22 protein-coding genes and 1 pseudogene are annotated in these 25930 nt (G+C 60.5%); 12 read left to right on the top strand and 11 right to left on the bottom strand.

Annotated features, from left to right (window positions below; all coding sequences use genetic code 11):
* Nucleotides 1–107 precede the first annotated feature (107 nt).
* On the bottom strand, nucleotides 108–887 hold the full coding sequence (gene yaaA, locus ACTD9P_RS10715) for a peroxide stress protein YaaA (RefSeq protein ID WP_285683274.1): 780 nt from the start codon (nucleotides 885–887) through the stop codon (nucleotides 108–110).
* Between the two features lie 120 nt (nucleotides 888–1007).
* On the opposite strand from yaaA, the gene ACTD9P_RS10710 reads away from it, so the two are divergent.
* The 6 genes from ACTD9P_RS10710 to moaE all read left to right on the top strand — a co-directional run bounded on the left by ACTD9P_RS10710 (nucleotide 1008) and on the right by moaE (nucleotide 9204).
* Nucleotides 1008–2132 carry a polysaccharide deacetylase family protein gene (locus tag ACTD9P_RS10710; RefSeq protein WP_438867696.1) on the top strand — a complete coding sequence of 375 codons (1125 nt, stop codon included), beginning with the start codon at nucleotides 1008–1010 and terminating at the stop codon, nucleotides 2130–2132.
* Between the two features lie 339 nt (nucleotides 2133–2471).
* Nucleotides 2472–3866, top strand: a complete 1395-nt coding sequence (locus ACTD9P_RS10705; RefSeq protein ID WP_012722339.1) for a PhoH family protein — start codon at nucleotides 2472–2474, stop codon at nucleotides 3864–3866.
* A 308-nt stretch (nucleotides 3867–4174) separates the two neighbouring features.
* Nucleotides 4175–7909 carry an autotransporter domain-containing protein gene (locus ACTD9P_RS10700; protein ID WP_438867695.1) on the top strand — a complete coding sequence of 1245 codons (3735 nt, stop codon included), beginning with the start codon at nucleotides 4175–4177 and terminating at the stop codon, nucleotides 7907–7909.
* Nucleotides 7910–8039: 130 nt separating this feature from the next.
* A complete protein-coding gene (gene moaC, locus ACTD9P_RS10695) occupies nucleotides 8040–8513 on the top strand; it encodes a cyclic pyranopterin monophosphate synthase MoaC (protein WP_056858942.1) in 474 nt (157 codons plus the stop codon).
* Nucleotides 8510–8752, top strand: a complete 243-nt coding sequence (moaD, locus tag ACTD9P_RS10690) for a molybdopterin converting factor subunit 1 (RefSeq protein WP_438867694.1) — start codon at nucleotides 8510–8512, stop codon at nucleotides 8750–8752. Before moaC ends, moaD begins: the two co-directional genes overlap by 4 nt.
* Nucleotides 8753–8754: 2 nt before the next feature.
* Complete coding sequence (moaE, locus tag ACTD9P_RS10685; RefSeq protein ID WP_438867693.1) at nucleotides 8755–9204, top strand: molybdopterin synthase catalytic subunit MoaE; 450 nt, start codon at nucleotides 8755–8757, stop codon at nucleotides 9202–9204.
* A 122-nt stretch (nucleotides 9205–9326) separates the two neighbouring features.
* On the opposite strand, the gene rhlB is transcribed toward moaE, so the two are convergent.
* Nucleotides 9327–10796: an ATP-dependent RNA helicase RhlB gene (gene rhlB, locus ACTD9P_RS10680; protein ID WP_178076240.1), complete on the bottom strand. Its 1470-nt coding sequence runs from the start codon at nucleotides 10794–10796 to the stop codon at nucleotides 9327–9329.
* 95 nt (nucleotides 10797–10891) lie between these two features.
* Entirely contained in the window at nucleotides 10892–11548 is a 657-nt protein-coding gene (locus tag ACTD9P_RS10675) for an alpha/beta hydrolase (protein WP_438867692.1), read from the bottom strand.
* 345 nt (nucleotides 11549–11893) lie between these two features.
* On the opposite strand from ACTD9P_RS10675, the gene ACTD9P_RS10670 reads away from it, so the two are divergent.
* The 4 genes from ACTD9P_RS10670 (at nucleotide 11894) to ACTD9P_RS10655 (ending at nucleotide 16063) form a co-directional block, all read left to right on the top strand.
* Entirely contained in the window at nucleotides 11894–12925 is a 1032-nt protein-coding gene (locus ACTD9P_RS10670) for an amino acid ABC transporter substrate-binding protein (protein WP_017135202.1), read from the top strand.
* Between the two features lie 72 nt (nucleotides 12926–12997).
* Entirely contained in the window at nucleotides 12998–14179 is a 1182-nt protein-coding gene (locus ACTD9P_RS10665; RefSeq protein ID WP_438867691.1) for an amino acid ABC transporter permease, read from the top strand.
* A gap of 10 nt (nucleotides 14180–14189) precedes the next feature.
* A complete protein-coding gene (locus ACTD9P_RS10660; RefSeq protein WP_017135200.1) occupies nucleotides 14190–15287 on the top strand; it encodes an amino acid ABC transporter permease in 1098 nt (365 codons plus the stop codon).
* Between the two features lie 11 nt (nucleotides 15288–15298).
* Nucleotides 15299–16063, top strand: coding sequence for an amino acid ABC transporter ATP-binding protein (locus ACTD9P_RS10655; protein WP_003171943.1), 765 nt, complete (start codon nucleotides 15299–15301; stop codon nucleotides 16061–16063).
* Nucleotides 16064–16107: 44 nt separating this feature from the next.
* Here ACTD9P_RS10655 and ACTD9P_RS10650 read toward each other — a convergent pair whose 3' ends face one another.
* From ACTD9P_RS10650 to ACTD9P_RS10635, 4 genes and pseudogenes are all read right to left on the bottom strand, one after another.
* A complete protein-coding gene (locus ACTD9P_RS10650; RefSeq protein WP_438867689.1) occupies nucleotides 16108–16617 on the bottom strand; it encodes a S8 family serine peptidase in 510 nt (169 codons plus the stop codon).
* Nucleotides 16618–16718: 101 nt separating this feature from the next.
* Nucleotides 16719–17135 (bottom strand): annotated as a pseudogene (locus tag ACTD9P_RS10645) (S8 family serine peptidase); the annotation flags it as partial.
* 845 nt (nucleotides 17136–17980) lie between these two features.
* Nucleotides 17981–18469 (bottom strand): type II toxin-antitoxin system MqsA family antitoxin, encoded by a 489-nt coding sequence (locus tag ACTD9P_RS10640; protein ID WP_438867688.1) that lies wholly within the window; start codon nucleotides 18467–18469, stop codon nucleotides 17981–17983.
* Nucleotides 18466–18777, bottom strand: a complete 312-nt coding sequence (locus ACTD9P_RS10635; RefSeq protein WP_438867687.1) for a type II toxin-antitoxin system MqsR family toxin — start codon at nucleotides 18775–18777, stop codon at nucleotides 18466–18468. The genes ACTD9P_RS10640 and ACTD9P_RS10635 overlap by 4 nt, the downstream gene beginning before the upstream one ends.
* A gap of 159 nt (nucleotides 18778–18936) precedes the next feature.
* On the opposite strand from ACTD9P_RS10635, the gene ACTD9P_RS10630 reads away from it, so the two are divergent.
* Nucleotides 18937–19596: a FadR/GntR family transcriptional regulator gene (locus ACTD9P_RS10630; protein ID WP_438867686.1), complete on the top strand. Its 660-nt coding sequence runs from the start codon at nucleotides 18937–18939 to the stop codon at nucleotides 19594–19596.
* Nucleotides 19586–20851, top strand: coding sequence for a CynX/NimT family MFS transporter (locus ACTD9P_RS10625; protein ID WP_438867685.1), 1266 nt, complete (start codon nucleotides 19586–19588; stop codon nucleotides 20849–20851). The genes ACTD9P_RS10630 and ACTD9P_RS10625 overlap by 11 nt, the downstream gene beginning before the upstream one ends.
* Here ACTD9P_RS10625 and ACTD9P_RS10620 read toward each other — a convergent pair.
* The 4 genes from ACTD9P_RS10620 to ACTD9P_RS10605 form a co-directional block, all read right to left on the bottom strand.
* The gene (locus tag ACTD9P_RS10620; RefSeq protein WP_438867684.1) at nucleotides 20848–21492 is read right to left on the bottom strand and encodes a DUF1120 domain-containing protein; all 645 of its coding nucleotides are present in this window, start codon (nucleotides 21490–21492) and stop codon (nucleotides 20848–20850) included. The two genes, ACTD9P_RS10625 and ACTD9P_RS10620, sit on opposite strands and share 4 nt — an antisense overlap.
* A gap of 25 nt (nucleotides 21493–21517) precedes the next feature.
* Nucleotides 21518–22657, bottom strand: coding sequence for a DUF1120 domain-containing protein (locus ACTD9P_RS10615; protein ID WP_438867683.1), 1140 nt, complete (start codon nucleotides 22655–22657; stop codon nucleotides 21518–21520).
* A gap of 11 nt (nucleotides 22658–22668) precedes the next feature.
* Complete coding sequence (locus ACTD9P_RS10610; protein ID WP_438867682.1) at nucleotides 22669–25104, bottom strand: fimbria/pilus outer membrane usher protein; 2436 nt, start codon at nucleotides 25102–25104, stop codon at nucleotides 22669–22671.
* 118 nt (nucleotides 25105–25222) lie between these two features.
* The gene (locus ACTD9P_RS10605; protein ID WP_438867681.1) at nucleotides 25223–25927 is read right to left on the bottom strand and encodes a fimbria/pilus chaperone family protein; all 705 of its coding nucleotides are present in this window, start codon (nucleotides 25925–25927) and stop codon (nucleotides 25223–25225) included.
* Between the last annotated feature and the right edge of the window lie 3 nt (nucleotides 25928–25930).

The following is a 25930-nucleotide window of genomic DNA, read 5'->3' as shown; positions in this document are numbered from 1 at the left end:
CGCGAATGCGGTGTATCAGTCAGAGTACCTGTTACTGACAGACCGCATTCGCGAGCAAGCCCGCTCCCACATTGGATCTTTAGCGTTGGTGAGGACGTATCAGAGCCCTATTGCGGTGCGTGATCGCGCAGAAACACCAAATTATCCGGCTTGGACTGCTCGGCATTGAAGCGGTAACCCTGCACATCAAACTGCTTGAGCTTGGCTGGGTCGTTGATGCGTTCTTCAATCACAAAACGGCTCATCATGCCCCGCGCCTTTTTGGCGTAGAAGCTGATGATCTTGTACTGGCCGTTTTTCAGGTCCTTGAACTCGGTATTGATGATGCGTGCGTTCAGGGCCGTGCGTTTGACCGCCGAGAAGTACTCGTTGGAGGCCAGGTTGAGCAACACGTCGTCGCCTTGCTCGGCCAGTGCTTCATTCAACCACTCGCTGATGCGCGTGCCCCAGAACGTGTAGAGGTCTTTGCCACGGGCGTTGGGCAGTTTGGTGCCCATCTCCAGGCGGTACGGCATCATCAGGTCCAGCGGGCGCAGCAGGCCGTAGAGGCCCGAGAGCATGCGCAGGTGGTCCTGGGCGTAGCTGAAATCGGCATCGCTGAAGGTTTCGGCATTCAGGCCGGTATACACGTCGCCCTTGAATGCCAACAGTGCCTGCTTGGCATTGGCCGGCGTGAAGGCCGGGGTCCAACTGCCGAAACGCGCGGCATTGAGGCCACCGATTTTGTCGGAGACGTGCATCAACTCGCTGATTTGCGCCGGGCTCAATTCGCGCAATTGTTCGATCAACTCCTGGGAGTGGTCGAGGTATTGCGGTTGGGTAAAGCGCGGGGTGACCGGCTTTGACTCGAAGTCGAGGGTTTTGGCGGGGGAAATCACCATCAGCATGAAGTTGGCTCCTGTAATCGTGGCAGGGATTCTAGGGGGTTGAGTGGTTTGACTCCACCTATGATGGCGATAGGCACGATCCGCTATGATGGGCGGTAACTCTGGAGAGGGAGACCCTGCGTGCGCCTAGCACTTTTATTGTCAGCCTGCTTACTGTGCCTGAACGCCAACGCCGCGCCGGTGGATGTCGCCAGCCTGGACCGTGGCACCTGGCCGGAAAAGCTCAGCAGCCCGGCGCTGTTCGATGTTGCTTCACGCGCCGAAATCCTGATGTTCGCCCACAGCTTGCTGGCCAGCGAAGCCCAGGACGAAAATGCCCTGAAGCAGCGCCTGGGCTTGAAGATTATCAACCTGGCCGCCATCGACGACCTGCGTCGCCAGCTCTGGCAGCGCTTGCTGGAAAACTACACGGCGGCCCAGCAAAGCTGCGAAGAGGACGCCTCGTTCTGCTACCTGGTGGAAAACATGGACGACCTGCGCGAGCAGGCCGGCAAGTTCCAGGTCAGCGATAACTCCTTCTATATAGGCTGGGCCGGGCCTAGCCATAACTTCCATGAGCGTTACCTGGACGAACTGTTGCGCAAAGCCGCGCTGTTCCCGCAGATCAGCAGCGAGGTGCTGCGCTTTGGTGACCACGAACGCAATGGCGATGAGTTCAACGACCGCCTTTTCCTGCTGACCTTCGACGGCGGCCCGGCGCCGGTCAGCGGCAATACCGACTGGCTCACCGACTACCTGCGCAAGCAGAAGATGAACGCCACGTTCTTTGCCCTTGGCAGCAGTTTGCAAACCCGTGTGGAGCGCAGTTCTGCCAATGATGTGCAGGCGTTGTACCAAGGCCAGTGTGTGGGCACCCAGGGTTGGCAATACCGCTCCCACAGCCATTGGGTCGAGTGGCAAAGCTCAATTACGCGCAGCGCGGCGCTGGTGCAGAACCTGATGCCGGAAAACTATGTGCCGCTGTTTCGCCCGCCCTATGGCCAGCGCCGTGCCGACAGCCAGGGCTTTTTCCAATCTCAGGGGTTGCAGGTGGCGTTGTGGGACATCGACTCCCAGGACGAACCGGGCAAACTCAAGGCCGATGAGTCGGCGCAACGGGTGCTGACGCTGATGCTGCTGTGGCGCAAAGGCGTGATTGTGTTTCACGACACCCAGGACAAGGCGCGGGTAGCATTGCCGATGTTATTGCAGGCAACCAGGCAAAGTGGCTTGGGTTGGCAGGACTGCCGGGAGGCGTTTCGCTGAAGTGCCCGGCCCTGTTGGGGATGGTGGATTTCAGGGGTGATTTTGTGCGACATTTCGATGCAGGCGGACTTCCGACTTTAACGGGGTCACTGGCACTCGGCTAGTGCTATTCGTCATCCTGAAAAATAAACTTCAAAAAAGCGTCAAAGTGCTTTTTCCTGTCATGGGTTTTGCGGTATTACGAAGTCAGATCGCCGAACCCTGCAACACAGGTGGCGTCTTCCAAGACTCCTCATGTGGGTACTGCACTTGACGTCACTGCGGTGCAGTCGGTGGTCGAATCGAGGCGCAGCACCGCCCAGGTATTGCGTCGAATGGCTCCCACAAAGGTGACCGAGTATGGATGATCATGGACGTAACCCTTCTTCCGACCAGCCAATCCTTTATGTGCTTGATACCAACGTATTGATCCACGATCCAAACGCACTGCTTAACTTCGAAGAACACCACGTCGCCATCCCGATGATCGTGCTTGAGGAGCTCGACAAACTCAAAAGCGGGCACCACAGCGTGGCCGCCGAATGCCGCCAGGCGATCCGCCTGATCGACAAAACCCTGGGTGAAGCCTCGCCCGAGGACGTTGAGGTCGGCGTGCCGATCCAGCGTGGCAAAAGCGGGCCGAAGGGCTTGCTGTCGATTCTGATGAGCAAGCGCAGCGAGCCCAACAGCCTGCTGCCGGAAAACCTCAACGACAACAAAATCATCAACCAATTGATCGACTTGCACGCGCGCGACAAGGACCTGCGGCTGGTGCTGGTGACCAAAGACATCAATATGCGCCTCAAGGCACGAGCGTGTGGGATCGCTGCCGAGGACTACAGTACCGACCAGCTCGTCGACGACGTGTCGATGCTGTCGCGGGGTTATCACACCGTGACCGGCTCCTTCTGGGACCTGGTGAGCAAGGTCGAAACCCGCCAGGACCATGGCCGCACCTGGCACCAGGTACAGCTGATCGACAACCTGCCGGCCGTGCACATCAATGAATTCATCATCGACGAACAGGGTTTTGTGGGCTGGATCAAAGAGATCCAGGTCGACAAGCTGCTGATCCTCGACCTGCATCAGGAACCCCTGTTGCACCAGGAAGCCTGGGGCCTGAAGCCGCGTGATATCTATCAGAGCCTGGCGCTGTACGCGCTGCTCGACCCGGACATTCACCTGGTCAACCTGACCGGCGCCGCAGGCTCGGGGAAAACCATCCTCGCCCTGGCGGCCGCCATCGAGCAGACCATGGTGACCAAACGCTATCGCCGCATCATCGCCACCCGCAGTGTGCAGGGCCTGGACCAGGAAATCGGCTTTCTGCCCGGCACCGAAGCGGAAAAAATGGAGCCGTGGCTGGGGGCGATCACCGACAACCTCGAAGCCTTGCACATGGATGACGAAAACACCCATGGCAGCGTCGACTACATCCTCAGCAAAGTGCCGTTGCAGTTCAAATCCCTCAACTACATCCGAGGTCGCAGCTTCCAGCAAAGCCTGATTTTGATCGATGAATGCCAGAACCTCACACCGCACCAGATGAAAACCATCATCACCCGTGCCGGTGCCGGTTCCAAAGTAGTGTGCCTGGGCAACCTGGCACAGATCGACACCCCTTACCTGTCCGCGACCAGCTCCGGGCTGACCTACCTGACGGAACGCTTCAAAGACTTCCCGAACGGCGTGCACATCGCGCTGCAAGGGGTGCCACGTTCGATCTTGGCTGAGTACGCCGAGTCCCATCTGTAATCGCCCATGCTGTAGTTAGTGGCTAAATGCCAGAAAAAACCCCGAATTTCTCGCGAAGTTCGGGGTTTTTGCTGTGGGCGACATTTGTCTTCGTTAATGCGTCCTGGGCGCTTGTGGCCTTTGTAATTATTTTGTTACATTTTTTATCGCCGAAAACTATAAGAAAACTGCGTAACCCGTCGGAACACGATCGCTTTGATTCGACACCTTATTGAAGACCCGGCGTTGGTCTTGCGCGTGATCCTGCCTATTACAAAAAGCCCGATACATCGCTCATTGACGAAGCACATCTCCAAAGGGAAAGGAAAATGGACGCAGCAGGTAATGGCTTCACTTTGTCGCAAAAACGCAAGCGCGCTACAGACTTCAAATCGATACCTCTGAGCCCCATCGCACTTGGCTTGGCCTTATGGCTGGGCCAGGGTTCCATGGCCTGGGCCGATGACGCCAACCCCTACACCTCGCCAGTGCTGGAGTCGGCCTTCAGAAAAGCCGTTGCCTCGTTTGGCCCCAACACCGATGTGTATAAAAACCTGCGGTTCGCCTACGCCGATATCGTCGACCTTGCGGCCAAGGACTTTGCCGCACAGTCCGGCAAGTTCGATTCGGCCCTCAAGCAAAACTACGAACTGCAACCGGAAAACCTCACCATCGGCGCCATGCTCGGCGATACCAAACGCCCACTGGACTATGCCTCACGCCTGGATTACTACCGCAGCCGGCTGTTCAGCAACAGCGGGCGCTATACCACCAATATTCTCGACTTCTCCAAGGCCATTATCGCCAACCTGCCGGCGGCCAAGCCCTACACCTACGTAGAGCCGGGTGTGAGCAGCAACCTCAACGCGCAACTGAATGCCGGCCAATCCTGGGCTGGCGCCACCCGTGACTGGAGCGCCAACGCGCAAACCTGGAAAACCCCCGAAGCCCAGGTCAACTCCGGCCTGGATCGCACCAACGCGTACTACGCCTATGCCTTGGGCATGACCGGCAAGGGCGTAAACGTCGGTGTGCTCGACTCGGGCATCCTCACTGAACACTTTGAGTTCCAGGGCAAGAATGCCCAGGGCCAGGACCGCGTGCAGGCCGTAACCTCCACCGGCGAGTACTACGCCACCCACCCGCGTTACATTCATGACACGCCGGACGGCGAGTTCCAGAAGGGCGAGCACTTCAGTATTTCCGGCGAGTACGACCCGACCATCAATGACGGCCACGGCACCGAGATGTCCGGTGTATTGGGCGCCAGCCGCAACGGCACCGGCATGCATGGTATTGCGTTTGACGCGAATATCTTTGTCGCCAATACCGCAGGCACTGACGACAACCGTTTCCAGGGCTCCAACGACCTGGACTACAACGCGTTCATGGCCAGCTACAACGCGCTGGCGGCGAAGAACGTCTCGATCGTCAACCAGAGTTGGGGCCAGAATTCGCGCAATGACGTGGAAAACCACTTCGGCAACGTAGGCGACAGCGCAGCCGATAACTTGCGCGACATGACCGCTGCCTATCGCCCGTTCTGGGACAAGGCTCACGCCGGGCAAAAGACCTGGATGGACGCGATGGCTGACGCCGCGCGGCAAAACACCTTCATCCAGATTATCTCGGCCGGCAACGACAGCCACGGTGCCAACCCTGACACCAACGCCAACCTGCCGTTTTTCAAGCCTGATATCGAGAGCAAATTCCTCTCGATCACCGGTTACGACGAGACCAGTGCCCAGGTCTATAACCGCTGTGGCACGTCGAAGTGGTGGTGTGTGATGGGCGTTTCGGGCATCCCGTCCACCGGGCCTGAAGGGGAAATCATCCCTAACGCCAACGGCACCTCTGCCGCTGCGCCGAGCGTCTCCGGTGCCTTGGCCCTGGTGATTCAACGCTTCCCTTACATGACCGCCAGCCAGGCCCGGGATGTATTGTTGACCACCTCCAGCCTGCAAGCGCCGGACGGTCCCGATACGCCGGTGGGCGACCTCACCGGTGGCCGCACCTACGACAACCTGCAACCGGTGCACGACGCCGCGCCGGGCACGCCGCAAGTGCCGGGCGTGGTCAGCGGTTGGGGCTTGCCCAACCTGCAAAAAGCCATGCAAGGGCCGGGGCAGTTCCTCGGTTCGGTGGCGGTGGCCTTGCCAGGTGGCACGCGTGATATCTGGGCCAACCCGATTTCCGATGAGGCCATCCGCGCCCGCCGTATAGAAGACACCGCCGAACAAGCCACCTGGGCCGCCACCAAGCAACAGAAAGGCTGGGTCAACGGCTTGCCCGCCAATGCCTCTGACGATGACCAGTTTGAATATGAAATCGGCCACGCCCGGGAACAGGCGACGCTGGCACGCGGCAAGGATTTGCTCACCGGCACGACCTACGTCGGCAGCCTGGCCAAGTCCGGCGACGGCGAACTGGTGCTCGAAGGCCAGAACACCTATTCGGGCAGCACCTGGGTACGCGGCGGCAAGCTGTCGGTAGACGGCTCGTTGACCTCCGCCGTGACCGTGGATGGCAGCGCGGTGGGCACCCGCAATGCAGATAACGGCGTGATGACCGCGTTGGGCGGCACACTGGCCGGTAACGGCACGGTGGGCGCCTTGACCGTAAACACCGGCGGGCGCGTGGCACCGGGCCATTCGATCGGCACGCTGCACACCGGCGACGTGACCTTCAACCCTGGTTCGGTGTATGCCGTGGAGGTCGGCCCGAACGGGCAAAGTGATCAAATCCAGAGCAGCGGCGTCGCCACCCTTAACGGTGGTGTGGTGACCGTATCCCTGGAAAACAGCCCGAACCTGCTGTCTGCCACTGAGGCCCGTAGCCTGGTGGGCCAGCAGTTCAACATCCTGACGGCCAGCCAGGGCATCAACGGCCAGTTTGCAGCGATCACGCCTAATTACCTGTTTATCGGTACTCAGCTGAGCTATCAGCCGAACCAACTGAGCCTGGCGGTGGCGCGTAACCAGACGACCTTTGCCAGCATTGCGCAAACCCGCAACGAACGCGCCGTAGCGACGGCGGCCGAAGCCTTGGGCGCGGGCAGCCCGGTGTATGAAAGCCTGCTGGCCTCAGACTCGGCGGCCCAGGCGCAGGCCGCATTCAAGCAACTCTCGGGGCAACTGCACTCGGACGTGGCCGCAGCGCAAATGGCCGACAGCCGTTACATTCGTGAAGCGGTCAACGGCCGTCTGCAACAGGCGCAGGCGCTGGATTCCAGCGCGCAGATCGACACTCACGACAACGGCGGCTGGGTCCAGCTGCTGGGCGGTCGCAATAACGTCAGCGGTGACAACAACGCCAGCGGCTACTCCTCGTCTACCAGTGGCGTGCTGCTGGGCCTGGACACGGAGGTCGGCGACGGCTGGCGTGTGGGCGCCGCCACCGGCTACACCCAAAGCCATCTCAATGGCGAGTCGGCATCGGCAGACAGCGACAACTATCACCTGTCGATCTACGGCGGCAAACGCTTCGACACGATCGCCCTGCGCATGGGCGGCGCCACCACCTGGCACCGTATCGACAGCTCGCGCCGCGTGGCTTACGCCAACCAGTCGGATTACGACAAGGCTGACTACAACGCGCGCACCGACCAAGTGTTTGCCGAGATCGGTTACACCCAATGGAACCAGTTCGAACCCTTCGCCAACCTGACCTACCTGAACTACCAGAGCGATTCGTTCAAGGAAAAAGGCGGCGCCGCAGCCTTGCATGCCAGCAAGCAAAGCCAGGACGCCACGCTTTCCACCCTGGGCCTGCGCGCACATACCCAACTGCCGGTCAGCGCGACCTCGGCGGTGACGTTGCGCGGTGAGTTGGGCTGGGAGCATCAGTTTGGTGACACCGATCGCGACGCCTCGCTGAAGTTTGCCGGCAGCGACAACGCGTTTGCGGTCAACAGCGTGCCTGTGGCCCGCGATGGCGCGGTGATCAAGGCCAGTGCGGAAATGGCCCTGACCAAGGACACACTGGTGTCGTTGAACTACAGCGGTTTGCTGTCCAACCGGGGTAACAACAACGGGATCAACGCCGGCTTTACCTTCCGGTTCTAACGGCCGATACCCTGTGGCGAGGGAGCAAGCTCCCTCGCCACGGTTGCGGTGTTCTTTTTAAAGGCCAAACAGCCCTGCGCAAAATTGACTCACAGGTTTACAATTGCCGCTCCTGATCAGGAGTATCCCTGTGCTGACTCATCTCGATTCCCAAGGTCGCGCCCACATGGTCGACGTCACTGATAAAGCCGTGACGTTCCGTGAAGCCGTGGCCGAAGCGCGGGTGCGCATGCTGCCCGACACCTTGAAAATGATTGTCGACGGCGCCCACCCCAAGGGCGACGTGTTTGCCGTGGCCCGCATCGCCGGGATCCAGGCGGCGAAAAAAACCAGTGACCTGATCCCGCTGTGCCATCCGCTGATGCTCACCGGCGTCAAGGTTGAACTGCGCGCCGACGGTGTGGACGCTGTGCATATCCTCGCGCGCTGCAAACTCAGCGGCCAGACCGGCGTAGAGATGGAAGCGCTGACCGCCGCCAGTGTTGCCGCGCTAACGATCTACGACATGTGCAAAGCCGTGGACCGTGGCATGACCATCGAAAGTATTCGCCTGCTGGAAAAGCTTGGCGGCAAAAGCGGGCATTTCAAGGCGGACCAGGCATGAGCATCAACGTATTGTTTTTTGCGCGTTACGCCGAAGCGACAGGCTTTGACTCGCTGGAGATGGAAGGCGAGTTCGCTACCGTCGATGCGGTGCGCCTGGCCTTGGCGGCAGACCATGAGTTTGCGGTGCTCAACGAGAGCAGCCTGATGTGCGCGCGTAACGAGGAGCTGTGCGGCCTCGACGAACCGGTGCAAGCCGGTGACGAAGTGGCGTTTTTCCCGCCCGTGACCGGAGGCTGAGCATGGCCATTCGCGTACAGGCCGCGGCATTCGACCCCGGCGCAGAGGTCAACGCCATGCACGCCGCCAATGTCGGCGTGGGCGCGGTGGTGAGTTTTGTCGGCTATGTACGCGACTTCAATGACGGTCGCGATGTGTCCGGGATGTTTCTTGAACACTACCCCGGCATGACCGAAAAAGCCCTGGCCAAGATCACCGTGGAAGCCGAGCAGCGCTGGCCGTTGCTCAAGCTGGAAGTGCTGCACCGCATTGGCGCGCTGGAGCCGGGCGAGCCTATCGTGTTTGTCGCGGCGGCCAGCGCCCATCGCCAGGCGGCGTTCGATGCCTGTGCGTTTGTGATGGATTACTTGAAGACGCGGGCGCCGTTCTGGAAGAAAGAGAACACACCCGAGGGGCCACGTTGGGTGGAAGGGCGCGGCAGTGATCACGCGGCGGCGGATCGCTGGAAGTAAACACCTGACTAAAGGTGTATGGAGATCCAAATGTGGGAGCGGGCTTGCTCGCGAATGCGGTCTGTCAGTTAAAGATGTACTGACTGATTCACCGCATTCGCGAGCAAGCCCGCTCCCACATTTTAAGGACGTTTGCGCTCTACGGCCCGCAGCAAATGCGTCGGCGGTGTCTCGCAACTGATCTTGCGACCCAGCAATGTCTCAATCGACGGCAACTGATACGAATCATCCTCGCCCGCAAAACTGATCGACACACCCGCCGCCCCGGCACGGCCCGTACGGCCAATGCGGTGCACGTAGTCGTCCGGCACTTCCGGCAGGGTGAAGTTGATCACGTGGCTGATGCCGTCGATGTGAATGCCACGCCCGGCCACGTCGGTGGCCACCAGCACGCGGATCTTGCCTTCGCGGAAACCTTCCAGGGTCTTGATACGCTTGTGCTGCGGCACATCGCCAGACAGTTGCGCGGCATTGACGCCATCACGCACCAGGCGTTCTTCGATGCGGCGCACTTCGTCCTTGCGGTTGGCGAACACCATCACGCGCTCCCAACCGTTGTCATTGACCAGGTTGTAAAGCAGCTTGTACTTGTCGGCCCCGGCCACGGCATAGATGTGTTGCTCAACGTTTTCGCTGGCAACGTTCAGCGCTTCGATTTCGACGATGGACGGGTCGGTGGTCCACTGCTTGGCGAGGTTCATCACGTCTTCGGTGAAGGTCGCGGAGAACAGCAGGGTCTGGCGCTCGTTTTTCGGCGGGGTCTGGCGAATGATCTGGCGTACTTGTGGGATGAAGCCCATGTCGAGCATGCGGTCGGCTTCGTCCAGCACCATCACTTCAACCATGTCCAAATGCACGTCGCCGCGCTGGTTGAAGTCGAGCAAGCGGCCCGGCGTAGCCACCAGGATGTCGCAGTGACGTGCTTCCAGGTGCTTGAGCTGCTTGTCGAAGTCCATGCCGCCCACAAACGTCATGACGTTGAGGCCGGTGTACTTGGTCAGGTCGGCGGCGTCCTTGGCGATCTGCACCACCAGCTCGCGGGTCGGGGCGATGATCAGTGCGCGCGGCTCGCCCATGTAGCGTTCTTTGGGCGGCGGCGTTTGCAGCAACTGGGTGATGATCGAGATCAGGAACGCGGCGGTCTTGCCGGTGCCGGTCTGCGCGCGGCCGATGGCGTCTTTGCCGGCGAGGGTGAAGCCCAGCACCTGCGCCTGGATCGGCGTGCAGTACGGGAAGCCCAGGTCCTGGATGGCGTGCATCAGTTCCGGGGCCAGTTTGAAGTCATGGAAACGGGTCTTGCCTTCCTGCGGCTCGACCACGAAGTCTTCGAGTTTCCACGGGGTCACAGGCGGTTTCGGTGCACGTTCACGACGGGGCGCTTTCGGCGCCGGCGCGGGGGCTGCCTCGACAGGTTGGGCCTGTTCGGGCGCGGTCACCTTTGGCTTCTGCGGCTGTGCGGCAGGTGCCGTCCGGGCCGGCTGTTGGCCGTCATTGCGGCTGCCGGAGGAGGGCACAGGAGCACTGGGAACTGGCGCGAGCGGCTCCGCCTCGCTTTTGCCGAACATCTTCTTAAGTGCTTTGAGCACGGTGATCTCATTAATTGGTTAAGGAATGTACGCCGGCCAGTGTAATGCAAGAAACGGGCGCGGCGTAGTGCGTCTGTCATACGGCTACATAAACGGGGGTGTCAGCCCAGGCGAGCGGCCAGCCAGGCACCGATATCGCGTATCTCTTCGGGTAACACTTCGTGACCCATTGGGTATTCCTGCCATGTCACGGTGACACCACGGCTGTTCAAGTGCTCATAGGCGCTGCGGCCCATGTCGTTCTGCACCACGTCGTCGTATTGGCCGTGCAGGCACAGCGTTGGAATGCGCTGCTGGCTGGCGGACAACTCCAGTTCGTCGCCAAAGGTTGGCGCATAAGTCGAGAGGGCGATAACGCCACCCAGCGGTCCCTGCCAGTTAAGGAACGCGGTATGGAAAACCACGGCGCCGCCTTGGGAAAAACCCGCGAGGAAAATTCGCGAAGCGTCTATTCCGGTTCTCTTCTGCGCTTCGATCAAGTCGTTGACCATGCTGGAAGATTCTTCCAACTCGTCCAGGCTGATCGATCGGGCCGGGCTCATCGCCTTGATGTCGTACCAACTCGGCATCTCGTAACCGCCATTAATGGTTACCGGGCGTGTCGGTGCCTGGGGCAAAACGAAGCGGGTGCTCAGCAGGCTTTCCTGCAACGCTTCGGCCACTGGCAAAAAATCGTAGCGATCGGCACCCAGGCCATGCAACCAGATAACGCAGGCGTCTGCGGGCTTGGCGGGCTGAAGAATCAAGGGGTCGGTCATGTCTGCTCCATATATGTGCGTGCGCTCCGATTGGGTGCGTCGGAACGGTGCGCGACGGGTTGATCTGTTAAGAGAATGTCGCAACGTTGAATGTTTTTCTATTGACCATGGGCTGAAACGGCTCAGCCACCACTCTGGTACGCGCCTTGCTATGTGTAGGTCGATGTCAGAACTATCTTAGGACGGTAACACTATCAGTGACTGCCGCTTGTGGGATAGCAACTGGAATTACCGCGAAAGCCTCATGCCGCTTGACCCCAAAAAAAGCCAACACGGGTCGATATCGCCTCATAAGGGTGCGCTGGGGTTCTAGCTCCGACACAACAAGAGCAACTGGAGGTTTGAATGAAGGTATTGAAATCCACCCTGGCCATCGTTTCCGCGGCCGCTGTACTGGGTGTCAGTGGTTTTGCCCAAGCTGGCGCCACCCTGGACGCCGTGCAGAAGAAAGGCTTTGTGCAATGTGGCGTAAGTGATGGCTTGCCGGGTTTCTCGGTGCCGGATGCCAGCGGCAAGATCCTCGGGATCGACGCTGACGTTTGCCGCGCTGTGGCCGCTGCCGTGTTCGGTGACGCAACCAAGGTCAAATTCAGCCAGTTGAACGCCAAGGAGCGTTTCACCGCGCTGCAGTCCGGCGAAGTCGACGTACTGTCGCGCAACACCACCATGACCAGTTCGCGCGATGCGGGCATGGGCCTGAAATTCCCAGGCTTCATCACCTACTACGACGGTGTTGGCTTCCTGGTGAACAACAAGCTGGGCGTTAAAAGCGCCAAGGAACTGGACGGTGCAACCATCTGCATCCAGGCCGGTACCACCACTGAGCTGAACGTTTCCGACTACTTCCGCGCCAACAACCTCAAATACACACCGATTACCTTCGACACCTCCGATGAAAGCGCCAAGTCGCTGGAATCCGGTCGTTGCGACGTGCTGACCTCGGACAAATCCCAGCTCTACGCACAGCGCAGCAAACTGGCTTCGCCGAAAGACTACGTGGTTCTGCCGGAAACCATCTCCAAAGAACCACTGGGCCCGGTCGTGCGTAACGGCGACGACGAGTGGCTGGCCATCGTGCGCTGGGTTGGCTACGCCATGCTCAACGCTGAAGAAGCCGGCATCACCTCTAAAAACGTTGAAGCTGAAGCCAAGTCCACCAAGAACCCGGACGTTGCTCGTCTGCTCGGTTCCGACGGCGAATACGGCAAAGACCTGAAAGTGAAAAAAGATTGGGTTGTACAGATCGTCAAGCAAGTCGGTAACTACGGTGAAGTGTTCGAGCGCAACCTGGGCAAGAGCACCCCGCTGGAAATCGACCGTGGCCTGAACGCACTGTGGACTAACGGTGGCATTCAATACGCACCACCTGTGCGCTGATCGCTGATGGTTCTATCACCCGGTGGGCCAACCACCGGGTGATGTTCTGTTCCATTCTTTCCGGGGCACTTCATGCAAAATCAAATCGGCGCACCCAAGCAGAAGCTCAGCTTCAGCGATCCCAAAGTGCGTGCGTGGCTCTTCCAGATCATCACGATTGTGGCGGTGGTCGCGCTGGGCTGGTACTTGTTCAATAACACCCAGACCAACCTGCAACACCGGGGTATCACCTCGGGTTTCGACTTTCTTGAGCGCAGTGCCGGCTTCGGCATCGCTCAGCATCTGATCGACTACACCGAATCGGACAGCTATGCCCGCGTCTTTGTAATCGGGCTGCTTAACACCTTGCTGGTGACTGTGATCGGTGTGGTCCTGGCGACCATCCTGGGCTTCATCATTGGCGTGGCGCGCTTGTCGCCCAACTGGATGATCAACAAGCTGGCGACGGTGTATGTGGAAGTGTTCCGCAACATTCCGCCGCTGCTGCAAATCCTGTTCTGGTACTTCGCGGTATTCCTGACCATGCCGGGGCCGCGCAACAGCCATAATTTCGGTGACACTTTCTTCGTCAGCAGCCGTGGCTTGAACATGCCGGCGGCGATTGCTGCCGATGGGTTCTGGCCATTTGTGGTCAGTGTGGTGGTTGCCATTGTGGCAATCGTGCTGATGGCACGCTGGGCCAACAAGCGCTTTGAGGCCACCGGCGTACCGTTCCACAAGTTCTGGGCGGGCCTGGCGCTGTTCATTGCGATCCCGGCATTGTGTGCCTTGGTTTTCGGCGCACCGCTGCACTGGGAAATGCCCAAGCTGCAAGGCTTCAACTTTGTCGGCGGCTGGGTACTGATCCCTGAACTGCTGGCGCTGACCCTGGCGCTTACTGTGTACACGGCGGCGTTTATTGCCGAGATCGTGCGCTCTGGCATCAAGTCCGTCAGCCACGGCCAGACCGAAGCCGCACGCTCCCTGGGCCTGCGCCCTGGGCCAACGCTGCGCAAGGTCATCATCCCGCAAGCCCTGCGGGTGATTATTCCGCCGCTGACCAGCCAATACCTGAACCTGGCGAAAAACTCGTCGTTGGCCGCCGGTATCGGTTACCCGGAAATGGTTTCGCTGTTTGCCGGCACGGTGCTCAACCAGACCGGCCAGGCCATCGAAGTCATTGCCATCACCATGAGCGTGTACCTGGCGATCAGCATCAGCATTTCCCTGCTGATGAACTGGTACAACAAGCGCATTGCGCTGATCGAGCGGTGAGGAAACGCACATGAGTTCGCATACTTTCAAACCCGATATGCCGCCGCCGAACAAAGTCTTCGGACCGATGGCCTGGATGCGCGCCAACCTGTTTTCCAGCTGGCTCAACACCTTGCTGACGCTGTTGGCGTTCTACCTGATTTACCTGATCGTGCCGCCCATCCTGCACTGGGCCATCCTTGACGCCAACTGGGTCGGGACCACGCGCGCCGATTGCACCAAAGAGGGCGCTTGCTGGGTGTTTATCCAACAGCGCTTCGGGCAGTTCATGTATGGCTACTACCCCGGCGACCTGCGCTGGCGCGTGGACCTGACCGTGTGGCTGGCCATCGTTGGCGTGGCGCCGTTGTTCATCTCGCGGTTTCAACGCAAGGCGGTCTATGGCCTGGGTTTCCTGGTGCTGTACCCGATCATCGCCTACTGCCTGCTGCACGGTGGGGTTCTGGGCCTGACCAACGTGGCTACCAGCCAATGGGGCGGCTTGATGCTGACCCTGGTGATCGCCACCGTCGGTATCGCTGGCGCCTTGCCGTTGGGCATTGTGCTGGCGCTGGGGCGACGCTCGAACATGCCGGCGATTCGGGTGGTCTGCGTGACCTTCATCGAGTTCTGGCGCGGCGTGCCGTTGATCACCGTGCTGTTTATGTCCTCGGTGATGCTGCCGCTGTTCCTGCCCGAAGGCATGGGCATCGACAAGCTGCTGCGTGCATTGATCGGCGTGATCCTGTTCCAGTCGGCCTACGTGGCTGAAGTGGTGCGCGGTGGCTTGCAGGCAATTCCCAAAGGTCAGTACGAAGCGGCCGCGGCGATGGGCCTGGGTTACTGGCGCAGCATGGGCCTGGTGATTCTGCCGCAAGCCCTGAAGCTGGTAATCCCCGGCATCGTCAACACGTTTATCGCGCTGTTCAAGGACACGAGCCTTGTGATCATCATCGGCCTGTTCGACTTGCTCAACAGCGTCAAGCAAGCCGCTGCCGACCCTAAATGGTTGGGCATGGCCACTGAAGGCTACGTGTTCGCCGCCCTGGTGTTCTGGATTTTCTGTTTTGGTATGTCGCGCTATTCCATTCATTTGGAACACAAGCTCGACACTGGCCACAAGCGTTAGGAGTTGTTGTTATGAGCGAAGCAATCAAACAGCCTGTGAGCCCTGAAGGCATTATCCAGATGCAGGGCGTCAACAAGTGGTACGGCCAGTTCCACGTGTTGAAAGACATCAACCTCAACGTCAAGCAGGGCGAGCGTATCGTGCTGTGCGGCCCGTCGGGTTCGGGCAAGTCCACCACCATCCGCTGCCTCAACCGCCTGGAAGAGCACCAGCAGGGCCGCATTGTGGTCGATGGCGTGGAGCTGACCAACGACCTCAAGCAGATCGAAGCGATCCGCCGTGAAGTCGGCATGGTGTTCCAGCACTTCAACCTGTTCCCGCACCTGACCATCCTGCAGAACTGTACACTGGCGCCGATGTGGGTACGCAAGATGCCCAAGCGCAAGGCCGAAGAAATTGCCATGCACTACCTGGAGCGCGTGCGCATTCCGGAACAGGCGCACAAGTTTCCTGGGCAATTGTCCGGCGGCCAGCAACAGCGTGTAGCCATCGCCCGTGCCCTGTGCATGAAACCGAAAATCATGCTGTTCGACGAGCCGACCTCGGCACTCGACCCGGAAATGGTCAAGGAAGTACTTGATACCATGATCGGCCTGGCCGAAGACGGCATGACCATGTTGTGCGTCACCCACGAAATGGGTTTTGCGCGCACCGTGGCCAACCGCGTGATCTTCATGGACAAGGGCGAGATCGTTGAACAGGCGGCGCCGAATGACTTCTTCGACAACCCGCAGAATGACCGGACCAAGTTGTTCTTGAGCCAGATTCTGCATTGATAGAAGTGGCAGCCCACGGCCCTGCGGTGAAATGACCCTTCTGTTTACGGCGTGCGTTTGGCTAGCGCCAGGCGTACGGCGTTAAACGCATTCAGCCGGCCATATCCGTAGTAGCGGCTATGGCCGTTCAGGTCATATTCACCGGCCTCGCCATCGTCAGGGTGGCCGATCTTGTCGCAGCAATCTGCGAGTATCTGGCGCACCTCACACACCGATAACTCGGGGTGGGTTGCCAGCACCAACGCCGCGACGCCGGCTGCACCAGGGCAAGCACTGGAGGTGCCGCTGAAGTTCTCGATGTAGCAATCGGCAAGTGCTTTACTCGGGGCCTTTTTCTTGCCCGGATCCCTGCTCAGGTCTGTGGTGCGGATGCCAAGCGTCAACGGCAGCGCAGTCGCCGGCTTGAAACGAGGGTCGGGGTTGGCCTGGTCCCCACTGGGGAACGCGCACCAGATCGCTCGGCCAAAATCGCTGTAGGCGCAACGCCGGCTTTGATCGTTGCAAGCGGCGACCGCAATAACGTCCGGGTTGCTGGCGTAACCATCGTCATCCATGCATTCATTGCCGTTTCCGGCGGCGAAAAATACCAGGCACCCCTTGCCGTTACGTACTGGATGGCCAAGCGTGTATGCGCGGGAATGGCATAGTTGCGCTTGTGCTTGGGGTCGGAGGGGTCAGCCCAATGACCTTCCGGCGGGCCCCAGCTGCAGGAAATAATGTCTGCTCCGGCATTTGCTGCATGCAGGAACGCGTCAGCTTCAGCCTTTGCCCCTAAAGGTTTGGTCAGCTTGATGGGCATCAACCGGGCTTTGGGCGCGACGCCGCTGGCTCCCTGGGCACCGTCGGCACAGGCGACGCCTGCGGCTGCCGTTCCGTGAGCCTCATGTTTATTGGATGGCTGCGGGTCGTCGTTGGGTTTTCGGCGATCAAAGTTTTTTGGCGCGACTATTTTTCCGGGGCTGGCGAACTCCGGATGATTAAGGTCGAAACCATCATCAATGACTGCGATGACGATATTTTCGCCTTGGCTCAACGCATGGGCCGCTTCGACGTTGGCACTTGCGTCGACCATCATTTGGTAGGTCACGAGTGTTTTTTTCAAATGCCACTGGTTGGGGTGAATGGTTCTATTGCTGCGCTGACGCAGGATTTCCGGGTAGCAGTACTCAACATCCGGGCGCTGCAACAGGCGCATGGAAAAATCGCAGATCTGGCTGCCCTGAGGCTTACTCTGGCAGACGAAGTAGGCATTGGTCGCATAAGCAACCGCTTGCTTGATGGACAGGCCCAGCGCTTCAATCAAAGCTTCGCAGGCTGCTTGAGTCAGTGTGTCGGTGAACTTTATAAAGAGGTTTTCTGTGTAAATGAGCGGGGCCCCGGTGTGTACATCAACCAGGGCACTTCCGGCAAAACGCACTTCGGGTCGTTCACGCAGCAGTTTTTTTTGCTCACTCGGCAGGCCGCTGTCCAAGGGCGTCTTGAACACCTGCACCTGCGCATCGGGAATCGACAGGATCCGCTCCGCGCCCGGTGCTATATCCGCGGGCAATGTGAGTCTTTGTTGTTGATGGTTTCGAACGACGATCAATTCAGGGCTCTTGCGTAGAAACAGCGAAGGAGCATCCTTGGTCCAGAGTTTTACTTCGTACACGTGTTTATCCTGTTGTCAGCGCTGTACAAAAAACGCAGCGGTGGGTAAGAGTCCCAAAGTGTGTAATTTTTATTGGCGCTGACGAAGTCGGCCTCTGCCTGTTCTGTGTGTCATTAATTTCTGGTTTTGCTGACCCCAAGCGAGCGTGTGAGACGTCTGCGATAACCCGCAGAACGATCGGACTAAGTTGTTCTTGTGCCAGATTTTGCATTGATCGAAGCTTGAAACAATAAACCCGGCCTGGTGCCGGGTTTATTTTTGCCTGTTCAGGAGGCCTTGAGTGCTTGTTGTTTTTCGTGGTTGACGGTGCTGGTGAAGGCGTTGCGCAGGTCTGCACCTTCGGCCAGCTCTTTGGCGTCGGCGAGCAAATGCGGGTAACGGTCCAGCAGGCGCATCAACACCATCAACGGTTTGGGCGGCGTTATTTCGCCGCGTTCGTAGCGTGAGAATGCGTTGTGCCCGCCACCGGACAGCCGTTCCACGGTTTCTTTTTGCGTGAGCTGCAGTTTGCGGCGGATACGCTTGAGTTCGGCACCGACCATCCGCCGAGCGGCGTGAAGCAACTCATCACCTGCTTTGGCATGGCGCTCGGCGCAGTCAGGGTCATACATGCCGTCTTCGCACAGTTGGCACTCCCAGCCAGACAGATCCTCAATGCGCTGTTCCAGGCCTTTGATGCGCAGGGTTTCACTGCGGCCCTCAAAACGCACCATGGCGTCGGGCGCGCCGCAGATAAAGCAATGTTGGGTTTTCATAGGTTCATCCCTTTGAAGGAGATCACCGGTGGGTTGCTGCCGGAGCAGTAAGTGACCTTGATGTAAATCTCCAGACCGTGTGAATGGATGTGGTAGACGTCCTGCCAGACGCGGTGATCCGCATAGGTGGTCATCGACTTGTACAGCATCCTGTTCTGTAGCTTGAAAACGACCGCCTGCATCTCGCTGATGTCGAGGTCGAGATGCTTTCCCGCCTCCTTGGCTGCACGGGTGAATGCCTTGGCACCCAATCGCCTGACATCTGCCTTGATCACCGCCAGATCGTAGTGAGGTGTGTACTTTTCCATAAGACACCTGAGTCCAATAATTACCCTTTAAGGGTAATTTTACTAATCGAAAATACTGCTCCTTTTGCCGCTTAAGAACCCTAGTGCGTTGCCTTTGTAGGCAAGTCCGAATAGGCTGTAGGAAAATTCATCCTATGATTGGACGAAAGTGCAAAACCCATGACAGACATCGCCCCTCTGATCAAACGCTCCCTGGTCGATCAAGCTTTGGAGCAACTGCGCTGGCGTATTACCGAAGGCAAATGGGCCATCGGCGAGCGCCTGCCCACCGAGCCGGAGCTGTCCGCCGAGCTGGGCATCAGCCGCAACACCGTGCGTGAAGCCATGCGCGTATTGGCGTTTTCAGGCTTGATTGAAATTCGCCAGGGCGACGGCAGTTATCTGCGCTCCATGACTGACCCGCTGGGCGCGATGCGCGCGCTGTCCCACTGCACGCTGGCGCAGGCGCAGGAGACGCGGCAGATTCTCGAAGTGGAGGCCATCGGCCTGGCGGCGTTGCGCCGTACGCAGGACGATCTCAAAGGGCTGCGTGAAGCTCTCGAGCGCAGTGGTGAGCTGTACCACGGTGACCTGGAGGCTTACATCAGCGCCGACCTGGTGTTCCACAAGCGCCTGGTGGACGCCGCGCACAACCCGGCGTTGAGCGAGCTGTACCAATATTTCTCCAGCATCGTCGGTGCCCAGTTGCGCCAGACCCTGAATATTTCACTCCGTCGCCAGGCAGTATTCGACCTGCATATCGCCTTGCTCGACGCGGTAGAAAACCAAGACCCCGAACGCGCCAAATCCCTCTGCCGGCAGTTGATCAATGAACCTTGAAGCCAAACGCACGACTGAACTCGAAGAACTGTTGATCGACGCCGAAGCCGATGACGAAGCGGTCCAGCAGGCCCCGCCGCCGGTGGCTCGCCGGTGGCTGTTGCTGCTGGGCCTGGTGCTGGTGGCGTTGAACCTGCGGCCGGCGTTGTCGAGCATGTCGCCGCTACTGGCTGAAGTCTGCGCCAGCCTTGGGTTATCCGCCGCCAAGGCCGGGTTGCTGACCACCTTGCCGGTGTTGTGCCTGGGGCTGTTCGCGCCGACTGCGCCGATCCTGGCCCGACGCTTTGGCGCTGAGCGCGTGGTGCTGGGGATTCTGCTCACCCTGGCCGCCGGCATCATCTTGCGCAGTGCGTTCGGTGAAGTGGGCTTGTTCGCGGGCAGCCTGATCGCTGGCGCGAGCATCGGCATTATCGGTGTATTGCTGCCGGGCATCGTCAAGCGTGATTTCGCCAGGCAGGCGGGCGCCATGACTGGCGTCTACACCATGGCGCTGTGTCTGGGCGCCGCGTTGGCAGCCGGTGCCACGGTGCCCCTGAGTCAGTACTTCGCTGACAGCTGGGCTATCGGCCTGGGGTTCTGGGTTATCCCGGCGTTGATGGCGGCCTTGTTCTGGTTGCCACAAGTGGGGCAAAAGCACGGCGCCCATCAGGTGGCTTACCGGGTCAAGGGCTTGCTGCGTGACCCGCTCGCCTGGCAGGTGACTTTGTACATGGGCCTGCAGTCGTCCCTGGCCTACATTGTGTTCGGCTGGTTGCCATCGATCCTCATTGGGCGCGGCCTGAGTGCCACCGAAGCCGGGTTGGCGCTCTCAGGCTCGATCATCGTGCAACTGCTCAGTTCCCTGGCCGCACCGTGGTTGGCCACTCGGGGCAAGGACCAGCGCCTGGCGATTGTGGTGGTGATGCTGCTGACCCTCGGCGGCCTGTTCGGTTGCCTGTATGCGCCGCTGGATGGCTTGTGGGGCTGGGCGATTCTGCTGGGCCTTGGGCAGGGCGGCACGTTCAGCCTGGCGCTGACTTTGATCGTGTTGCGCTCGCGTGACGCTCACGTCGCCGCCAACTTGTCGAGCATGGCCCAGGGTATTGGTTACACCCTGGCGTCGATGGGCCCGTTCGCGGTCGGCCTGGTGCATGACTGGACCGGCGGCTGGTCGGCCATCGGCTGGATCTTCGGCGTAATCGGCCTGGGCGCGATTGTCGCGGGTCTGGGCGCCGGGCGTGCGCGCTACGTTCAAGTGACCAGTGAGAAACTCTAGAGGTACACCACCTCCAGGGTGGCCGAGCCATCGAGTGGGGTTTCCACGCTCAAATCCAGGTTCTGCCGGGCGTTGATCACGGTTTGCACCGTGACGGCGCCCACCAGGGTGCCGATGGCCGTGGGCCCGCTGACGCTGCCCTCGACCTCGGTAAAACCCAGGTAGCTTCGCGAGCCGATGTCGATAGGGTTGAGGTTGGACGTGCGCCACGCCAGGCCACCGGTGGTGGACTCGGTGCCGAAGATCTGCGCGGTGTCGCTGGCTTGGGTCTGTCGCGGGTCGAAGGTCATGGAATAAACCCCCAGGCGGTTGCCGCTGATATCGAACCCCAGCCCGTAGTAAATCTCACTGTTGACCATGGCCGAGCCGTCGCGGTTGTCGCGCATGCGCAGGGCATAGCGGGTAGGGCCGTTGCAGGCGATGCCGATGCGCAGAGTCTGGACGGGCAGGCGCGTGGCGGTCGCCAGGTTCAAGTCTTGCTGAGCGATCTTGCCGTAGTCGATCAAGGCGCCGCCGGGGAACTGCGGTAAACAGGCTGCGGGCGTGATCAGGCCCTTGACGCTCAAGTCCACTGCCGAGGCAGCCAGTACCGAGGGGGCGCCGGCCAGTAACAGCAAGCTGTAAAGGACGTGGGTTTTCATGGGGCGGACTCCTTGCAGTGACGGGTTAGGGGTAGACGATTTCAAGGGTGCCGGAACCGTTGATATGCACCACATCGCGCAGATCCAGGCTTTGCATGGGCGCCAGGTAAGTCTTGATGCGCAGGGTGCCGGTCAGGGTCTGGATGGCGACTGGGCCGGTGGTGACACCGGTCTTGTCGGTAAAACCGAGGATGCTGTCGGCGGCCATCGGGATCTGGCGTGCGGTGGAGCTGCTCCACGCCACGCCATTGCTGGTGGAGTCGGTGCGGTACAGCGTGGTGAAGGTATCGGCGCTGAACTCCGCCGGGTCGACGGTCAGGTAAAAACGCCCGATCTTGTTGCGGCTGGCGTCCAGGTCCAGGCCATAGGCGGTTTCATCGATGCCGCCGGTAGCCGAACCGTCACGGTTGTCTTGCATGCGCAGGGCGAAACGGATTGACGCGTCGCAGGTCACGCTCAGGCGCAGGGTGCGGGTGGGCAACGGCGTTTCGTTGGTGGCGCTCAGGTCCTTGGCGTACAAGGTGCCGTAGTCGACCACGCCGTGGTCCGACAGCGATGGCAGGCAGGCGATGGGTGCAAAGTGTGCGCGCAGCGTCAGTTCCCGGTAACGTCCATGCCGTGCACCGTACAACGTCCCGTTGGCTTCCCAGGTGGTGGCATCGCGCACTTGTGTGGCGGCGAGGTCGGCCCAGGCGCGTAAGGTCAGTTGCAGCGACAGGGTTTTACCCGTGAGTACGCTGCCGTATTCGACCGGCGCGATGCCATGGCCGGGGCGCCACTCCAGCACGCTGCCATTGGCCACGGGCGCCTGGCCAGTGGCGGGCAGCAAACCCAGTTCTACCGCGCGACCGTCGAGTACGGCGTTGCTGACCTCGATGGCATAACTGCCGTGCTGGGTAAATAGCAGGCGCTGCGGGTTAGCGGCCGTTGCGCGATAAAACAGGCTGAGGTCTTCGGCCTGTGGGCAGTTGACGGTCACGCTCAGGCGCCGCTCGCCCAGCAGGCGTTGCGGCGCGCTGTCGGTTTGCGCCAGGCGACTCATCAGGCCGAAATCCACCAATGGTTCGCTGACCGTCAGTTGGCATTCTTCAAAGGCTTGGGCGGTGCCGGCGACGCCGATCAGCAGCCACAGGCACAGTTGACGCATATAAGGTGTGACGGGCATGGCGGTCATCCTCAAGGCACGTGGCAACGTGCGGGAGCAGTTTCGAAGTACACCGACGGATCGGCCTTTGCCGGCAGCTCGTAGCGCAACTCGCAACGATCGCCTTGGGGCGTGGTTATCCACAACGTCGACTGCTCAAGCACATTGGGTAGAAACACCTGGCTGGCGTCCTGCACCAAGGTCACGAACTCACCATCGGCACTGCTGACGGAGGCACCTGCAGGCAGTGGTGCGCCTTGGTCGGTGCTGACAGTGAGCAGCACACGGCGGGTCAGGCCGACGCCAAATTCAACCCGGTCGACCGCACCGCGCCCGGCCGAGATCATCGCCAGGCCATTGTTGATGTCGGCATTGCGCGGTAGCGAACGGGTTTGCACTTCCACCGGGCTGCGGCCGTAAGCGGCGACTTGCGGCACCACGGCCTGGCCTTGCCAGTCGGTCCACACCGGGCCGCTGGGGGTGCTGAGCTTGATGCCGCTCATGTCGCCGACCGACACCAGGGCGAAGGTGTCGCGCACCGGATAGGGGGAAAAGGTCATGCCATCGCCGTGCAGCACCACAGCGCCGCGCGCACCGCCCTGGTAGCTTGAACGCTCGGCATCGGAGCGGCTGTAGCTGAAGTCCAACTGGCTGTAGCGCGGCAGCGCCGAGACGCCTACGGTGGTTTCCACCTGATGATCGCTGCTGTCGTGTTCGGCGCTGACACGGTAGCTGAGTTGATCGTCGATCTGCTCGGTGAGCCCCAGGCCGGTGCGGTTTTCGCCGCCGGAATTACGTACCCAGCTGCGCAGCCGGCGGCTCTCGCCCAACGGCACGCTGACGTTGAAATAGACTGCGTTGTCCTGCTGTTGGCGGCCGCCCATTTGCCACTCGGCGCTGGCCGACAACGACACCGCGCCGATGCTCGTGCCCCAGGACGCCAAGGCGCGACTGCTGCTGTCGCCAGCAAAGTTGGAGGAGCGTGAAACCCCAGCGCTGAACGCGCCCAGCAGGGGGTGTGACCAGCCCAGGTTGAGGCTCTGCTGGTCGCGGTAGCGCGAATCGCGATTGCGGTCGTCGCGCTCGTAAGTGCTCTCTTCCAGTTCGCGATAGCCGATGCTGCGCCAGGAATTGGCGGCGCTGACCGACCACTGCTCGCCCAGGCGCTGCGACCAGGACAGGTCAGTCTGCACGCCCGAGACCTTTTCCCACGCCTGGGAATCGGACAGTTGAGTAGACAGCTGGATCTGACTGTCCAGCCACGGCAACCAACCCAGGCTGGCGCCGGCCGAACGGTACTCGCTGGCCGCCAGCACGCCGGTGCCCAGGGTCAGTTGCGGGTGCAGGGCGCCGGTCCAGCCGGCGCTGACCACCCACGGATCATCGCCTTTGGCGTCGCCCACATTGCGCACCCGGCCCGCAGCCACGGAGTAGCCTGGCGCCGGTAATCCAAGACCGAGCATTGCCGCCGGCACCGTGAAGCGCCGTTCCCCACCGACACTTTCCTTGACCGTGACTTCGACGTCCGAGCGGGTGTTCAACCGACGTACATCGTTCAGGGTAAAGGGGCCGGCGGGCACTACAGTGGAATGAATCAGCGCGCCGTTCTGACGCACTTCCACCTGCGCAGGGCTGTTGGCGATACCTTGGATCTGCGCGCCCTGGCCCTGTTCTTGAAGCGCATGTTCGGTGAGCACCTGCACGCCGGTGATCTGCGCGCCGGACAGCACCGGGTTGTACAGATTGATCTGCCCGGCCTGCAGCACCGCCTGGTGGCTGGCGAAGGTGCGTTGGGCATAGGCCTCAAGATGGGTGCTGCGCGACAGGCCATCCTGCCAGGTCTGCACCTGGCGACTGCGCACGATCCAGTCGCCGGCATTGAACCCCACTTCGGTGTTGGCCGAGCCAAACCGGCTGGCGTCATCGCCGAAACGGTTGTAGAAACCGCTCAGGTCATAGTTGAGCAGCCCGGCAAAACCACCGGTTTCGTACCCGGAGATATCCTGCTGCACGGGGCGCAGGGCTTCGGTGGGTACCACCAACGACACCGTCAGTGTCGCCGGGTCCGGTTCCACCAGGCTTTGCGGGTACTGCGCAAGGAAATCCCGACAGCCCACCGTGTCACTGGGGATCACCAGGTTGGCGGCGTCCAGTAACGCACGGTCGAAACACAGGTTGCCCTGCTGGTCGAAGGTCAGGTCCTGTCGGCCACGCCGCTGGCCGTTAACCCGCAGGTTGAGGGTGTGCCGCCCGGCGGCGAAGCGCGGTGCTGCCAGCAACAGGCTGGCCAATTGCGGGTCGATGCCACGCTGATGCAAGGTCTGGGCGTCGAAGCCGGAAGGGCTGGCGCCTTCGGCCCAGGCCTTGGCAGGCACGAGTGCACAGAGCAACAACACCAGCGACAAGGCCGGGTTGGCGGGGGTGTCAGACACGGCTTCGCCGTCACGGTAGCTCAATACTGTTTTCACGCAAGTTACTCGAATAGTGAACGCACAGGCCCGGTGCTCCCAGGCGTTCCGGTGACGGTCAGTGAGCCGTCACTTCGTTATCAGGCGGTGGTCTGTATACGGCGCCTGTGGTTTTTAGTCAGAGAGTGATCGGTGCGTCGTAGGCCTTGACCGCAAACCCGTACACCGTGGCCGGCTGCAGCCTGACCTGAGTGGCCTGGCGACTGTTGGTCGGCACACTCAGGGCTTCGCCCGGCAGCACATAAGTGCGCGGCAGCATCGCCTTGCCGTCGCCAGGCAACAGCAACAGCTCTTGGGCCAGGCGCACCACATACGGCGTGTCGTTACGCACGTGCAATTGGCCGTCGCGCAGGGTCCAGGTCAGGTCTGTCCACGGCGTGCGATTGGGCGCCAGGCCTTTTGGGTGAATGATCACCGGCAAATTTTGGCGCACGGTTACGCCTACGCGAGCATGCCCGGCGGCGGTGGCCGCGCGGCCTTGGGGCATGCCTTCGAACACCGCGCGTTTAAGCCGCTGGGTGAGTAGCGGTTTCTGGTTTTGCAGGATGAAACGCACCAGTTGGGATTTGGACGCCTCAACCCGTGACAGCGGCGGTGTCACCACCAGCAGTGGCTCAGTGTCTTCAGGAATATCCTGCAAAGTGACATGCAGCAGTGCGAGCTGGCTGTCGGTGTTGGTCACCGATACCGCCGCTTCGCCTTCGGCTTCATGCACGATCACCACGGAGGTGTCCGGGACCATACCGTCGGCGTTGACGGGAGTGCTGAGTATCAGCAGCAGGGTAATAAGGCCGGCGGTGGTGTTTGAGAATATCGTCGTCATGAC

The organism is Pseudomonas onubensis (assembly GCF_965653655.1).
GTDB lineage: Bacteria > Pseudomonadota > Gammaproteobacteria > Pseudomonadales > Pseudomonadaceae > Aquipseudomonas.
Note: the sequence above shows the minus strand (reverse complement) of the source record. Positions and strands in the feature narration are given on the sequence as shown.